Source organism: Treponema bryantii (genome assembly GCF_900113965.1).
Taxonomy (GTDB): Bacteria; Spirochaetota; Spirochaetia; order Treponematales; family Treponemataceae; genus Treponema_D; species Treponema_D bryantii_A.
In genome coordinates this window covers 99,597-114,382 of record NZ_FORI01000001.1, presented here as the reverse complement: position 1 = coordinate 114,382, position 14,786 = coordinate 99,597, and the positions used below count along the sequence as shown (strand labels likewise).

Here is a 14,786-nt window from a genome sequence, read left to right as displayed (position 1 = left end):
TTGTTTTTCGCTATTCTTTTTATCCTTGTATACAATTCTATTTTATAAAGAATTACCTAAGCACAGTCATTCTTTAATCTATTATGCAGTTTATGCGATTCTCTGTATTTACACGTTCTTTGCAACTAAACAGAAGAAAGATATAGATCGTGCAAAAGTTTACATAAGAAGTGCTGTTCCATTGTATGTGATGATGTATGTGATTTTCGGTCAGGCAGTTTATACATTTTTAGATGGATTATACTTCAATGGATTTATCACAGCCTGTATTACGGCCATCATCGTTCTTGCGGTTTGTTCTTTTTCACCAATACTTTTTCTGCTGGGTTTGACAATTACAATCGGATGTATGGCACCTGGCCTGTACACAGCTTTTGGAGTTTCCGGATTAGCCAACTCAGTGATAATGGCAGTGCTGATGTTCTGGCTTGCCCTTTACAAACGCCGCATCGAAAAAAATCATATTCAGTTTCTTAAAAAACAGAAGCAGAGTCTTGAGGTTAAAACCTTTGGTAATTTCACATTGATTTACGAAAACAAGGTTGTAAAGTTTTCACGTTCTAAGAGTGATGAGCTTTTAGGTTATCTGATTTATAAAAAGGGTAGTTCGGTAAAAACAAAGGAGCTGCTTACAGTTCTTTATGGTGATCATGCAGATTCAGCGCGCTACGGAAGCAGCCTGCGAAATCTTATTGTTGATATAAAGCATACTCTGGGTGATCTGGAAATTCAGAACTTTTTCATTGCTGAATATAATAACTTCCGAATTAATCCGGAAGTTATTAAGTGCGATTATTATGATTTTCTTGCCGGCGATTCACCAGCCATAAAAAGCTTTGCCGGCGAGTTTATGAGCCAGTTCAGCTGGGCCGAAGAAACCGCCGCCTTCCTCGAACAGAAGGCGCTCAAAAAATAACGGTTATTCCGAAACTTCAGAAACCTCATCATCATCTGAATCAGAAACAGACTCAGGTTCAGTCTCTTCTACGGCCGGAGCTTCAACTTCTTCAACAGGAGTCTTAATTGAATAGCCGCTGTCTGCCTTTACTTTTACAGCAAGACCAGAAACATAAGTTTTTACAATTGTAGTTTTGTAGCTGTTTTCAACCTTAGTTTCAGACTTAAAACAGATGATAGCATCGGCACCATTAAACTTAGCTGTCTGAATCATCTTATATTCAGCAAGAGCAGCAGAACGCTCAAACACGTTCATCTTGATAGTTGCGCGTTTTCCAATAAATCCGTACTCGCCGCTATCATTACCAAATTTTACATTAATATTCTGTGGTTCATAAGCAAATTCATTGCTGATAAGCTTTGAATATTCCTCGTTTGTCATAGAAAGATTGCTTGCTCCAGAAACCTCACCCAAAACAATATAGCGTCCAGAATCTAAATCTCCCGACTCAATAACCGGAAACTCGCTAAAACTGTTAAACTGATTTGAAGCACAAGAAGCAAAAAGCAGACAAACTGCCCCCGCCAATGCCAAAACGATTTTTTTCATTTAAAACCCCCAATAAAAAATCACTTAATTAATAATATTACAATTTGTTAGTGAAAACAAGATAATAATCCTCTTCCAGAGATTTAAGCCTGCAAAACTAAAATATTTTGATTTTTGCAGGCTAGAATTTTGATTAAAAAGAGTTTTTTTTGTTCTTCTAGCCTGCAAAAATGAAATATTGAAGTTTTTACAGGCCGCAAACTCGATAAAAACCTCGTTTGCCATGATTTTTGGCCTACAAAAAACCTGAATTTCCGAATTTTGCAGGCTTAACTAATTAAAAGTACACTTTCTATTCTGCATTCCGCACTACGCGGAAGCCGAGATCTTCTTCACGATATGACAAATTCACATGAATCACACTTGCAAAAATTAATTTAATTGTATACAATTAAATTATGGACGAAATGGAATTAGAAAAAATGGGTTTTAATCCGCTGGCTTTGGATAACCAGCTCTGCTTTGCGCTTTATGTTTGCTCAAAGGAAATTATCAGAAAATATACTCCTCTGCTTGAGCCACTGGGACTCACTTATACTGCATATATCACTTTGCTTTGTCTCTGGGAAAAAGATAATGTTCCGGTAAAAGAGCTTGGTTCACGCCTCTTCCTGGATTCAGGAACTCTTACTCCTCTTCTTAAGAAAATGGAAGCTCAGGGCCTTGTAACACGTACTCGTGGTGGTAAGGACGAAAGAACTGTATTCATTCAGCTTACAAAAGAGGGCGCAGAAATGAAGAAAAAATGTGCTCACGTTCCTCAGGAAATGATGTGTCAGAATATCCTTGATATGGAAAAAGCAGGTCCTTTACTTGCTACTTTACATCAGATTATGGAAACAATGTCTGATAAAGAGAAGGCTGAAAAAGAAGACAAATAAAAGGAAGAAATTTGAAAATAACCGTCTATCATGTTAAAATCTATTGATATTCAATTCGGGGATTAATTAATGGATTTTCAAAAATTCGTAGATGGTTTTCATACAATGACATGTGTAATGTCAGTTGAAAAACTTCCTAACGGTAAATGGGGCAAAATCAGAATAGTAGCTGGTAATAAGGCATATGTTGATTCTATTGAAAATATGCCTGACATGCCTGCTGCCCTGTCTAAAAAATTCATTCCTAATAGCGAATATCAAAATTATTTCCCGCAAGATCAGAACTTTGAATTGTTCTGTTATAATAGTGCGGTCTTAAAAAAGCCAACACATTCCTACGTTCATCCAGACCGCTTTGATTTCTGGTTCAATCTTTTTTCCCTCCCGCTCGATGCTGATGATGGCAACCTCTGCTATTGTACTTACACTCAGGAAGTTACTCATGAAGCAGACAGTTCTAAAATGTCCAACGTTTCTCAGAATACAGCCGCCGAGGTTTTGAATACCTGTATTAAACTTCGGGGTGCTTCAGACTTGCGTACTGCAATGAATGAAGTTATTAAAGATATCCGCGAGATTTGTGGCGCAGCCTATTGTGGAATTCTTACAGTTGAAGATTTAGCTCAGAGTTGCAGCCTTCTTGCAGAATCGGTTTCTTCAGATTTTGTTGAATATGATCCAAACTGGTACACTCCCGATTTTTATCTGATTGCAAAAACCTGGGATTCTGTTATCGACGGAAGCAACTGTATTATTCTTGAAGATGAACAGGATCTTCTTATTTTGAAAGAAAAAAATCAGATATGGTATAATTCACTGGTTGATGCTCATGTGCACAGTATTGTTTTATTCCCATTGAAGTCTGGCTTTGACAGACTCGGTTATATCTGGGCAACAAATTTTGATACAGCAAAAACAATGCACATTAAAGAAACTCTTGAACTTACAACCTTCTTTATTGCTTCAGAAATTTCCAGCTATCAGATGTTTGATAAATTCAGAATCCTCAGTACGGTAGACCTGCTCACCGGGGTTCTGAACCGAAACGAAATGAACAACCGTGTAATGCAGCTTAGTTCAGATTCCCGCGAGGGACGAAAAAATATTGGTATTGTGTTTGCAGATTTGAATGGTCTTAAGCGAATGAATGATAATCACGGACATTCTGCCGGAGACCAGATGATTAAGCAGGCTGCATTGATTTTGAAAGAAGTTTTTCCGAACCAGGAAATTTACCGTGCCGGCGGCGACGAGTTTATGGTGCTTCTTCGTGACACAACAATTGAGCAGCTTCACGACTATGCAAAACAGATAAAGGAAAAATCAAGTCAGAAAGAATCTATTAGTTTTGCTGTGGGTGTTTGTCTTGAAGAAGACAGCCGGCAGATATATACTGCCATGAAACTTGCTGACGTCAATATGTACGAAGACAAGAAAAAATACTACGAGCAGTTTCCAGAGCAAAAAAGAAATTAGACAATAGATGAAAAAGCTTCTACTTACTTTTGTTTTTACATTACTACTTTTTCCACTTACCGCACAGGACCGCCCGAATCAGGGAATTGGAAATCTTAAATATTTTGAACGCGCTTATCCGGATATCACTTTTACAAGACACTATGATGTTGTGTCTGCAGAGTGGATGGTTGAGGTAAAAGTTCCGGATACTCCTGGCAACAAAGACGGCCAAGGTAAGACTTATGAATTTTACTGGGCAAACGGCAGCATGCTTCCGGCCTCAGAACTTGCGAATAAAGAAAATTACTGGTCGCTCCTTTACAATTATGATAAGGAACTTTTTGATCCTGCAAATTATACAGAATCTGAGCGTGAGCGTATTAAGGAATTTGGTTCTGCAGAAAGCCGTAAAAATGGCGCGGGCACTCCTATGTTTTTCTTTGATGCAATTTATGATTCAGGCAGCCGCCGTTCACTTGAGCAGCATATTGTAAGATTAAGCTTTCTTGGAAACCGTACTAATGTTCACGAAAGAATGAAGGAGCCTTTGCGCAAGGTTGAAGAAAAAATTTTGGAGCTTGCAAAAACTTCTCCAGAGGTAAAGACTTTTCTTGATAACATAAAATCTAACGATGCCTACCAGTGGCGCATTATTGCCGGCACAAACAGAAAATCTTTTCATAGTCTTGGAATTGCAATTGATGTGCTGCCAAAGTTTCAGGGTGGAAAACAGATTTTCTGGAGCTGGGCAAAAGACAAATATCCTGATACCTGGATGCTCGTGCCGCTGAAAAACCGCTGGATGCCGCCAGAATCAGTTATTAAGATTTTTGAAGAAGAAGGTTTTATCTGGGGCGGTAAGTGGATTATCTACGACAATATGCACTTTGAGTACCACCCCGAACTGATAGAATTTAATTTCCGGAGATGAGAAAGGTGGTTTCGATACACTCGCTTCGCGAGCACTCAACCACCGTGCTTGCGAGTACCTAACCACCGGTGGTTGAGTAGCCCGAAGGGCGTATCGAAACCACATTATTGTAATTCGTCGAACTTCTTTTTCATCGTCGGATTATTTCTGGTCAGCTTTTTGATTGTCAGATCTTCAAGCTTGTTGTTTGCAAGACGCAGATTGTTGTCCGACTTCTCAAACAAATCCTTAATCTTCTGAAGCGTTTTGATTGCCTTATCAATTTCATCGATGGCAGAAGAATGCTGTCTCATTGCAAGATCAACATTGTTCAGGAATTTATCTTTGAACAGATTAAGGTCGCTTTCAAAGTTTGTGATATCAATATTCTGATTTCGAATCTGAGCAATTTCTCTTTTGTACTCAAGGCTGTTAAGAGCAGCATTGCGCAGGATTGTAATTATCTGAATAAAGAACTGCGGGCGAATTACATACATCTTAGGGTACTTGTAAGAAACATCTACAATGCCGGTGTTATAATAATCATTATCTTCTTCGAGCATGGAAACAAGAACCGCGTACTCGCATTTTTTTTCGTTACGGTCTTTGTCGAGCTCCTTAAAAAAGTCTTCATTTTTTTTCTTTGTTGCAGTTGTATCTGCCTGGTTTTTCATTTCAAACATGATGGAAATGAATTCAATTTTATCTTCGTCGTCGCCACTAAAGTCGCGGAAAATAAAGTCGCCTTTACTGCCGCTTGAAGAAGAAACTTCGTTGTCCTTTTCAAAGTAGGCATTCTGAAAACCAATGGCGCGGTTCTTGTTGAACTCTGCAAGGCAGAACTGTTCCAGGTCTTCACCAATCTGCTTGGTAGATTCCTTGGCCTTAAAATCTTTGTAGAAGGCAATAGTTTCATCCTTTGCTTTGAGCTGTACATCATACTGCTGTTTAAGATTTGTTTCGCGGAGCTGTGCTTCTGATTTTTCAATTTGAAGTTTGCTCTGGAGGTCTTTAATCTGACTGTCTTTATCCTGCAAAGCAGTTTTGATTTCCAGTTCAGTTTTAGATTTATTTGCTTCAATTGCACTGCGAAGCTGAGTAATTTCCTGTTCTTTTTGAGAGAGGGCAATTTTGAGTTCGGCAGCAGATTTGTCCTTCATATTGTTGAGCTCGTTGCTCTGAGCTGCAAGTTGATTTTTGAGTTTTGCAATTTCATCGTCTTTTGCAGAATTAGCTTTGGTAACGGCAAGATCTACTGCCATCTTTTTTTCATTATCCATTGCAGATTTCTGACGCTGCAGTTCATCATTAAACTCGCGTGTACGAACCTGCTTTACAATTTCTGCATAACCTGCTTCATCAATCTGAAAAACTTCACCACATTTAGGACATTTTATTTCTTGCATTTTTTGACCTCTGAATTTATTATAGCATAATTATGAATAACGATAAACGAAGAAGATTCGACTGGTCTACTGTTTTAATGCTGATTGCCCTCATTGTTCTTATGACGAGCGGTTATTATGTTTCAAGAAAAAAGATTCGTATTAAAGAAGCAGCTTCTCTGCCATTTTATGAAATAGATATGAGCCAGATTGCAGACGGTGAATACGAAGGAAAAACCTACACAAGTTTTTTACATCTTCAGTTAAAAGTTATCGTAGAAAATCATAAGCTTAAAGATATTAAGGTTATAGAAAACAAAGGTTATGATGCAGATACTGCTCTTCCAATTCTAAAAAAAATGATAGAAGAAAATTCAGTTATTGTTCCGGCAATAAAGGGCTCGGAGATTGGAAGTCTTGTTTATATCAGTTGTGTGAGCTCGGCACTTAATGGTGAATAATAAAAATAGAATATAAAGATTAAGAAATTCAACTTATTCTAAATATGCAGACCTCGTGGTAATTTTCTACCACGAGGTTTTTTATGAAAATCAAAAAAGCATTTTTAGGAGTGATGTTGGGTATTATGAGCGTTGCAAGTGTACAGGCAAATCCATTTAATCTGAGTGATTCTGTTTATCATTCAATGATAGAAAATACAATTGTAAGTACAGGCACTAATGCACGAATGAAAAAGGTTCTTGCAAAGATGAGAGCCGGAGAAAATGTAAAGATTGCCATTATTGGTGGTTCTGTAACAGAGGGCGCAGGTCCTGCAAATTTTACAGACGGTTATGCGTATCAGTTTTACAGAGCGCTTAAAGCAAAGTATGCACCGGGCAACGGAAACAATGTTTCATTCAATAACGCCGGTCTTAGCGGAACAGGCTCTCTTGTTGGAATTGTTCGCTATGAGCAGGATGTAGTTGAGGTTTGCGGAGGAAATCCAGACCTTCTTATTGTTGAGTTTGCCGTTAATGATAATGGTGATGTTTTGTGCCAGAGAAGCTTTGAAGCAATAATCAGAAAGGCAATGCTTGCAAATCCTGATTGTGCGGTTATTGCTCTTTATGCAGTTGCAACTTACGGAAATACTTCTGTTCAGAAAAAGCCTGTTGCAGATCATTATTCGCTTCCACAAATCAATATGATGGAAGTTGTAAACAAAGCAATCGCAGATAAGGTATTTACACAACAGCAGTATTATACAGATTACGCGCATCCAACTTTTGAAGGACATCAGTTTATGTGCGACTGTCTTATGACTCTTGTTGATAAGATGGATAAGGCTGCAAAAGATTCTGAACAGCATGTTCCGGCTTCTTGTTTTAAAGAGCCTTCGCTTTACGGCTTAAAAAGAATTTTACCAAACGGCACAGATGCAAATGTAAAAATTGAGTGTGGAGATTTTAAAGAAACAGACCGTAAAACTCAGACACTCAAAAAAACAAATGCTTCTGATTTCCCAGAGAACTGGAAAAAGAATCTTCATATGAAATCAGAAAACCTTCCGTTCAAAATGGAGCTCACCTGTAAGAGCCTGATTTTTATTTACAAGGTTCAGGCAAGCGGCGATGCAGAAAAATTTGGTAAGGCAGAAGTTTATGTTGATGATAAACTTGTTGCAACTTATGATGGCGGAAAAGCTGGCGGCTGGAACAACTGCGAACCAAATATCATTATTGATGAGCGCACTGCTGCAAAGCATACCGTAATTGTGAAAATGGCACCGGGTTCAGAAAAGCTTGGATTCACAATTGTTGCAATGGGATATTCTATATAAAAAAACGTTTTAACTTATGAAAGGCCGGAATTAATTCCGGCTTTTTTATTGTTACTTATTATAGAAATGATTATAATACTTCCTATTATAATCATTATTTTAAGGGTTTAAAAAATGAAAACTGTTTGTGGAAATGAATTAACAATTGAAGACGTTTGTGACGTTGCACTTCGCGGCGAAGAAGTAAAGTTGCCGGAAGACAAAGCATTCTGGGAGAGAATTGAAAAGAGCAGAAAGTTTCTTGAAGACTATATTGCTACTGGTGTTCCAACTTATGGTGTAACAACTGATTTTGGTGACAGCTGTCACAATCAGATTTCTGTTGAAAAAGCAGGAGAACTCCAGAGAGTAATTTGTACATATCATGGAATTGGACTTGGTCCAAAGTTTGATCATGAAACAGGTCGTGCAGTTGTTCTTGCCCGCCTTAACGGAAATGTAAAGGGTGGTCACTCAGCTATCCGCCCACAGCTTGCCCGCATGATGGTAACTCTTCTTAATAAGGATATCATTCCAGTAATTCCTCAGCTTGGTTCTGTGGGAGCTTCTGGTGACCTTACACCGCTCAGTTACCTTGGCGCAGTTATTATGGGACAGCGTGAAGTTTACTATAAGGGTAAGGTTGTTCCAACAATGGAAGCTTTCAAGGCAGAAGGAATTGAGCCTCTTCCAATTGAAGCAAAGGAAGGTCTTGCAATTATGAACGGTACATCAGTTATGACAGCCGTTGCTTCTCTTGCATGGAAAAAGGCAGAACGCCTTGCAAAAATCTCAGACTTCCTTACAGCAGTAACTTCAGAAATCACACGCGGAAAAGATACTCCGTTTGTTGCAAAAGTAAGCGAAATCAAAAATCATAAGGGACAGTGTGAATCTGCTGCTTATGTTTATAACATCATTAAAGATTCAAAACGTGTTTGGCGCTACGAGGACTTCCTTCAGAATCAGATTGAAAAGATGGAAGGAAAAGGTTTTGTTGCTCAGACAAATAAAATCCAGGACCGCTACTCAATCCGCTGCGCTCCTCAGATTACAGGTGTTTACCGCGATACACTCCGTTTTGCACGTGATCTCATTACAGAAGAGTTGAACTCTGCTAACGATAACCCACTTGTTGATATTGATGCAGAGCGTCTTTACAACACAGGTAACTTCTATGGTGGACATATCTGTGCAGCCTGCGACTACATGAGAACTGCTCTTGCAAACATTGCTGACCTTTCAGACAAGCAGGCAGAAGTTATCATCGATGGAAAGTTCAACGGACTTACAGAAAACCTTATTCCATATACACCAGCTGATCATCCACGTGCTGGTCTTCGCCTTGGCTTTAAGGCAGCTCAGATTACAATCTCAGCTATTCGTGGTGAAGTAGCAACTTACTGTTTCCCAGTATCACTTACAAGTGCTCCAACAGAAGCTTTGAATCAGGATAAGGTTTCTATGGGTACAATTTCTGCACGCAAATGGGCAGAACAGATTGAACTCGTATTCCTTCAGTTTGCAACACATCTTCTTGCTGCAATGCAGGCAGTTGACCTTGCCGGTAAAGAGGATTTTGCTCCATTCACAAAGAAGGTTCACGACGAAGTTCGTAAGATGAGCGCCTTTGTTGAAGATGACCGCGAGCTTGATAAGGAAGCAACAGCTGTTGCTGAATGGCTCAAGACAACAGAACTGTTTGCTTAATTAATTCTTGCCGTAGATTCCTGCAAATTCATCTGCAGGAATTGGCTTAGAGAATACAAAGCCCTGGAGGTAATCACAGCCGATGTCGCTCATGGCATCGGCGATCTCCTGGGTTTCAATTCCTTCTGCTGTTACAGTAAAGCCCATCTGCTTAATAGTCTGTACCAGCGTTGGAAGAATCTTATCTTTTTCCTTAAAGAAATCCCACACAAATTCCATGTCGAGTTTTACATTGATGAACGGACACTTTTTCATTCGTGCAATATTTGAATAACCGCGGCCGTAATCATCAAGAACAAATACAAAACCAGAAGCCTTCATTTTGCACATCTGAGACTCAAGCAAATCAAAATCAATCATAGACTCTTCTGTAATTTCCAGATGAATAAACTCTGGAGGAATGTCGTATTTCTTAAGAATTGCTGTAAAGCGTTTGTCTAAGTCGCGGCGCAAAAACTGAATAGGCGAAAGGTTTACGTTGATCCACGAAAGGCCCATGGCTTTAAGGTCGTGAGATTTTATAAACTGGCAGGTCTTTTCAAACATTTGTTCACCAAGCTCGTTTATGCGGCCGTTCTTTTCTGCAATCGGAATGAACTGAGGAGGCGGTATATAGTCTCCGTTCTGGTCACGCAGACGGGCAAGTGATTCTGCTCCTGTAAGCTTGCGGGTTTTTGCATCAATAACCGGCTGTAGAAAAAGCTCAACAGAATTCTGTTCAACAGCAATTTCTACGGCACGCTTAATGTGCATGTTCATTTCATTTTTAGCAATGTCATCAAAATCAATATATTGATGTGCCGGCCTAGCTGGATCAAGTTCTGCAAGAGTTGTAAGCAGAGTATTAAAAAGAACGCTTCTGTCGCAGGCAAGAAGTTCCGGTTTTACCTGAGTAAAGGCTATTTCAAGAAGCATATCAATATCATCATCAGTTTTCCATGGAGCTTCAAAACGCTGCATAATATAGGCGCGGATAAGGTCTGCCTCTTCAAGATTTTTTCCGAGCAAAACAAAGCGTCCGTCATGAAGATAAAATGGCAAAAGCTTAGGGAAGGTTTTCTTAAGATAGTCCCCGATAAGAGAAAGACCTTTGTCAGTCTGTGTATAACTGTAGATTTCGCGGAGTTCACTGTAGTTGTGAATTGTAAAACCAAGAATCAGGGGGTGACGGTCTGGTTTAATTTCCCTTAAAAGAATTAAAAGTGCTTTTTTGTTGAAGGCACCACTTTTTTCTTCAATAAACAAAGTAGGATTTTCAAATGAAAGATAAATTACAATAATTGTGATGAGCGTAAAGAAGTTCATCAGCAGATGTGTTGGAAAAAGAATTCGCATACTATAGCCTGCAAGCAAAACTATATTATGCGCAAGGATAGGAACAAATTCTCCACGGGTAAGCCTTTTACGATTAACAACTGTATAGAAAAGACAGAGGGCAATGTAGTAATAGGCGAACACATAAATAAGATTATACAAAGGACCCTGGCTGTATTCTCCTGTCTCAGAAATGCAGAAAATAGAATCAACAAAAAGATTTGATAGAACAACAAGATTCATTGCAATGAACGGAAGCAGATAAAAAATTATACGTCGTTTTGTAAAACGAAGATCTTTTGCAAGAATTATATTTGTGAACATTGTAAAGCACATAACGCGCTGAACAAAAAGAATAAAGTAAATTGTATTGGTAAGTCTGTAAATAAATGGAGAAACATTATCAAGATATTCAAGAGAAGCGGCGCAGACTACATCAAAGAAAAGAGTTGCAACATCAATAATTAAAATAAAGAGGAATGATTTGTGAAGTCTAATTGGCAGGCGTGGCTGTGTAAAATAAAAAACGAGAAAAGTGGTGATGATAACAAGTTCAGGAATTACTAAGTCGTAGTTCCACATGATAAACCTCCCTCATAAAGGTATTACTACTATTATGAAGGAGGCTTCTGAATTTAGCAATAAATATTTGTTAGATTGCTTTTTATAATCTGATTATAATTCTTCCTGAGTTACACTTACATTTCCAATCCAGACATCATTTGTGTCTAAACCAAGATTGAATTCAAGGCGTGCTGTAAGGTCAGTGTCATTTTCCATTGTAAAGAAATATGAGTAGTGCTGAACTTCTGTTGTGAGTTCAGGGTAGTACTCTGGAGAATAAACTGCCCAGCCGTTGTCTGCATCACCACCAAGCTTAATTGCAATCTTGCGTGCAGCGCTTGCTTTTGCATCAAACTGAATCTTGTAAGAATAGCCCTTAGCAACTGGAAGGTGCTGAATCAGCTGAACTGAATAATTCTGATTTCCAGGATTTGTGATTTTTACACGACGTCCTTCACCTTCTGCAGAAGAAACTGCTTTTCCACCGAAATCTGAAAGTGCGAGGAAATACCATGCGCGCTCTTTTACATCCATATTTTCGTTAGAAGACATTCCTTCATTCTTTCCTTCTACAATTGCCTTCTGCATCTGAGAATCAAAGATGAAGTTGCGGCCATCTGAAGTTTCAAAGCTCTTGAACTTGTCTTCGTCGCGCTGTGGTGTAGGGCGTTTTACGTTTGTAGCATAAGGCTCATCCTTATCATAAACACGGACCCAGTCTACGAGCATCTGTGCTGGAAGCTGATAATCTTCTGGAGCAACTCCACCGTCGTAGTTTCCGCCAATAGCAAAGTTCAAAAGAATATAGAAAGGTTTATCAAATGGAGCAGGGTAGGCATATGGTTCAGATTGGCCGGCACCAAGTGACCACCACTGTGAAGTTTCATAATAAACATTGTCATCTACAAGCCAGCGAAGAACGCCTGGTTCCCATTCGAGAGAATAAACATGATAGTCTGCAATTGTCTGGCTGTCTGGGAATTTGTACATAGAACCTGTGTATTTGTTTCCTGGCCAAGGCTGACCAAAGTGTACAGTTCCGTAAACACGGTTTGGAAGACGTCCTTTTGCTTCAAGAATATCAATTTCTCCGGAAGAAGCCCAAACACCATAATCTGTTGTAGAAGGTAAAAGCCAGAATGCAGGCCAGAAACCGTTACCCTTTGGCATTTTGATTCTTGCTTCAATGCGGCCGTATGTCTTTGTAAAGAGTTCTGTTCCATCATCTTTTACAGTACGAAGACGTGCAGAAGTGTAAGCCATTCCTTCGAAGTTTTCTTTGCGTGCTTCGAGAACAAGGTTACCATCTTTTACAGATGCGTTTTCTTTGCGGTAATACTGGAGCTCGTTGTTTCCCCAACCTTCAAGACCATACTGGCTTCCAGTACCAATCTGGAAATCCCATTTTGTAGTGTCTACCTCTTTACCACTGAACTCATCATTCCATACAAGGTGCCAGCCCTTTGGAGCCTGTACCTTAGACGACTTTGATTTTGTGCTGCCGTTTTTAATTTCGTTGCAGCCCATGAAAATGATACTTGCAACCAGCGCACCAGCCACAGTTCCCAGAATAATGTTTCTCGAATAGTGTTTCATTATACTTTATACTCCTTTATTAAAGTTGATATACAAGTCTAATTGTCTTTAAGTACCCAGGTTTGAATTGCACGAGGAGGGCACTTAAGGTAAAGAGGCGCTGCAGAATTGTTGTCTGTTTCAGCTGCGGCAGTGCGAGCCTTTTCCCAGTTACGGATGTCGGCAGACTGAACTTTGCCGGCTGCTTCAATTTTGAATTCAAAAACAAGGTCGGCTTCGGTTCTGTTTGTAACAACCAGAATAATTGTTCCGTCTGGATTTCTGAAAGCAACAGTTTCTGCTTCATCTCTAAGATGTCCGCTTACAGTTGCAGGAGTCATCCATGAGAAGAAGTCTGAACTGATTCGTTCTGCACCAGGTTTTATAAAACGGCTAAAGTGGCCAATGTAGTAGAAAGAGCTCTGGAAGTGAATTGTGCCTTCTTTTTCATCTGCAAGAATTGGAGCATCACAATAATTTCCAACATGATTTGGACCACCCTTCATATCAAGAACAATGTTCCAGTCAATCCACTTTGTACAGCCGCTTCTAAGGTCGTTGATGATGTTGTGGGCATAACGCTCACCGGTAAACCATGCACCATTGCGTGGACCGCCTTCAATACAACCTTCTGTAAAAATCAAATCAATGTCAGGATACTTTTCTGAAATTGTTTTGATGTTGTCGTACTGGTCGCCTGAGTACCAGTGGAAGGCAAGACCTGCAACATATTTTGAAGCACCAGGAACCTTGAGAGATTCTTCAAGACGTTCAAGGGCAAGGTCGCGGTTATGATCCCAGATGTAAATTTTTACTTCGCCAAGGCCTGCTTTTTCGAGGGCAGGGCCAAGATAGTTAGCGGCAAACTCGCCTTCTTCAGTTGCAGAGTATTCACACGAATCCCAAGACTGAACTGCAGCCGGCTCATTCTGTATTGTGACAAAGCTGATTTTAATATCGCGCTCTGCCATCTTCTTAATAAAAGTCACAAAATACTGAGCCCATAATTCCCGATAGCTTTCGAGGAGGTGTCCGCCATGGTTCATGTCACCGTTATCTTTCATCCATAATGGAGGAGACCATGGACTCATCAGAAATTGAACGTTACTACCAGCGTTCTTTGCAGCATTCTGAACTTCCACAGCCAATGGAGAAATATATTTGTCGGTGCGTTCCATTGAAAAAGACTTGAGTGTTTCATCTTTCTCTGGAACACAGGCCCAGTTATCAAGAGAAAAGTCACAGGAATTCATATGGATGCGGGCAAAACGGTAAGCATTACCTGTAGTTGGATTGTAGTAGGCTTCTATAGCCTGTTTGCGAATAAGAGACGGGAGACGCGAAAGAACATATCCTGAAGACTCTGTAAGAGCACCACCAAAGCCATAAAACTTCTGATGTGTTTCTTCAGGTTTGAGAGTAAGCGTAGTTGGAATCCATCCGCCACCAGCATAGACTCTGTCATCCGGAGAGAGTTCCCAAATGCGTTCTGCCGTATCTTTGGCAGTTTCATAAAGTTTTTCGATCTTCATGCCTTGAGTATAAACTTGGAATGTTAAATGTGTAAGTTTGATAATTTTCTAAAAGGTGTAATATTTTCGGGTGTATCAGATTTTGTTTGACAAAAAGTGTAAAATTTGTCAATGAACGTTGGATTTTGCTTAAAAAAGGCATCCAAAATTGTTTCGGGATGCCTTTTTCTTTTTATTGATTATGGATC

12 protein-coding genes are annotated in these 14,786 nt (G+C 39.5%); 7 read left to right on the top strand and 5 right to left on the bottom strand.

Translation table 11 applies throughout. The features are described 5' to 3' along the window. Positions 1–25: 25 nt before the first annotated feature. A complete protein-coding gene (locus BM161_RS00530; RefSeq protein WP_143090471.1) occupies positions 26–916 on the top strand; it encodes an AfsR/SARP family transcriptional regulator in 891 nt (296 codons plus the stop codon). Positions 917–919: 3 nt separating this feature from the next. Here the strand turns inward: BM161_RS00530 and BM161_RS00525 are convergent, their stop codons facing one another. Beyond that, positions 920–1,507 carry a hypothetical protein gene (locus BM161_RS00525; protein WP_074929680.1) on the bottom strand — a complete coding sequence of 196 codons (588 nt, stop codon included), beginning with the start codon at positions 1,505–1,507 and terminating at the stop codon, positions 920–922. Between the two features lie 398 nt (positions 1,508–1,905). On the opposite strand from BM161_RS00525, the gene BM161_RS00520 reads away from it, so the two are divergent. The 3 genes from BM161_RS00520 (at position 1,906) to BM161_RS00510 (ending at position 4,777) form a co-directional block, all read left to right on the top strand. Then, positions 1,906–2,388 carry a MarR family winged helix-turn-helix transcriptional regulator gene (locus BM161_RS00520; protein ID WP_218150229.1) on the top strand — a complete coding sequence of 161 codons (483 nt, stop codon included), beginning with the start codon at positions 1,906–1,908 and terminating at the stop codon, positions 2,386–2,388. A 69-nt stretch (positions 2,389–2,457) separates the two neighbouring features. Further along, on the top strand, positions 2,458–3,864 hold the full coding sequence (locus tag BM161_RS00515; RefSeq protein WP_074929679.1) for a GGDEF domain-containing protein: 1,407 nt from the start codon (positions 2,458–2,460) through the stop codon (positions 3,862–3,864). Between the two features lie 7 nt (positions 3,865–3,871). After that, on the top strand, positions 3,872–4,777 hold the full coding sequence (locus BM161_RS00510; RefSeq protein WP_074929678.1) for a M15 family metallopeptidase: 906 nt from the start codon (positions 3,872–3,874) through the stop codon (positions 4,775–4,777). A 104-nt stretch (positions 4,778–4,881) separates the two neighbouring features. Here BM161_RS00510 and BM161_RS00505 read toward each other — a convergent pair whose 3' ends face one another. After that, positions 4,882–6,162 (bottom strand): DUF2130 domain-containing protein, encoded by a 1,281-nt coding sequence (locus BM161_RS00505; RefSeq protein ID WP_074929676.1) that lies wholly within the window; start codon positions 6,160–6,162, stop codon positions 4,882–4,884. 32 nt (positions 6,163–6,194) lie between these two features. Here BM161_RS00505 and BM161_RS00500 point away from each other — a divergent pair, with 32 nt between their 5' ends. From BM161_RS00500 to BM161_RS00490, 3 genes are all read left to right on the top strand, one after another. After that, on the top strand, positions 6,195–6,602 hold the full coding sequence (locus BM161_RS00500) for a hypothetical protein (RefSeq protein ID WP_143090470.1): 408 nt from the start codon (positions 6,195–6,197) through the stop codon (positions 6,600–6,602). 83 nt (positions 6,603–6,685) lie between these two features. Then, positions 6,686–7,924 (top strand): SGNH/GDSL hydrolase family protein, encoded by a 1,239-nt coding sequence (locus BM161_RS00495; RefSeq protein WP_074929673.1) that lies wholly within the window; start codon positions 6,686–6,688, stop codon positions 7,922–7,924. Positions 7,925–8,038: 114 nt separating this feature from the next. Further along, positions 8,039–9,613, top strand: coding sequence for an HAL/PAL/TAL family ammonia-lyase (locus BM161_RS00490; RefSeq protein ID WP_074929671.1), 1,575 nt, complete (start codon positions 8,039–8,041; stop codon positions 9,611–9,613). Here the strand turns inward: BM161_RS00490 and BM161_RS00485 are convergent, their stop codons facing one another. The 3 genes from BM161_RS00485 to BM161_RS00475 form a co-directional block, all read right to left on the bottom strand. Then, entirely contained in the window at positions 9,614–11,509 is a 1,896-nt protein-coding gene (locus tag BM161_RS00485) for an EAL domain-containing protein (protein WP_074929670.1), read from the bottom strand. It abuts the gene before it with no gap. Between the two features lie 93 nt (positions 11,510–11,602). Then, positions 11,603–13,087 (bottom strand): family 16 glycosylhydrolase, encoded by a 1,485-nt coding sequence (locus BM161_RS00480; protein WP_074929668.1) that lies wholly within the window; start codon positions 13,085–13,087, stop codon positions 11,603–11,605. 38 nt (positions 13,088–13,125) lie between these two features. Continuing rightward, entirely contained in the window at positions 13,126–14,598 is a 1,473-nt protein-coding gene (locus tag BM161_RS00475; protein WP_074929667.1) for a glycoside hydrolase family 30 protein, read from the bottom strand. Positions 14,599–14,786 lie beyond the last annotated feature (188 nt).

What these genes read in the sequence shown, in the direction of transcription:
- BM161_RS00525 (WP_074929680.1), bottom strand. Translation starts at nt 1,507, where the DNA reads ATGAAAAAAATCGTTTTGGCATTGGCGGGGGCAGTTTGTCTGCTTTTT.
- BM161_RS00500 (WP_143090470.1), top strand. Translation starts at nt 6,195, where the DNA reads ATGAATAACGATAAACGAAGAAGATTCGACTGGTCTACTGTTTTAATG.
- BM161_RS00515 (WP_074929679.1), top strand. Translation starts at nt 2,458, where the DNA reads ATGGATTTTCAAAAATTCGTAGATGGTTTTCATACAATGACATGTGTA.
- BM161_RS00475 (WP_074929667.1), bottom strand. Translation starts at nt 14,598, where the DNA reads ATGAAGATCGAAAAACTTTATGAAACTGCCAAAGATACGGCAGAACGC.
- BM161_RS00485 (WP_074929670.1), bottom strand. Translation starts at nt 11,509, where the DNA reads ATGTGGAACTACGACTTAGTAATTCCTGAACTTGTTATCATCACCACT.
- BM161_RS00505 (WP_074929676.1), bottom strand. Translation starts at nt 6,162, where the DNA reads ATGCAAGAAATAAAATGTCCTAAATGTGGTGAAGTTTTTCAGATTGAT.
- BM161_RS00480 (WP_074929668.1), bottom strand. Translation starts at nt 13,087, where the DNA reads ATGAAACACTATTCGAGAAACATTATTCTGGGAACTGTGGCTGGTGCG.
- BM161_RS00510 (WP_074929678.1), top strand. Translation starts at nt 3,872, where the DNA reads ATGAAAAAGCTTCTACTTACTTTTGTTTTTACATTACTACTTTTTCCA.
- BM161_RS00495 (WP_074929673.1), top strand. Translation starts at nt 6,686, where the DNA reads ATGAAAATCAAAAAAGCATTTTTAGGAGTGATGTTGGGTATTATGAGC.
- BM161_RS00490 (WP_074929671.1), top strand. Translation starts at nt 8,039, where the DNA reads ATGAAAACTGTTTGTGGAAATGAATTAACAATTGAAGACGTTTGTGAC.
- BM161_RS00520 (WP_218150229.1), top strand. Translation starts at nt 1,906, where the DNA reads ATGGACGAAATGGAATTAGAAAAAATGGGTTTTAATCCGCTGGCTTTG.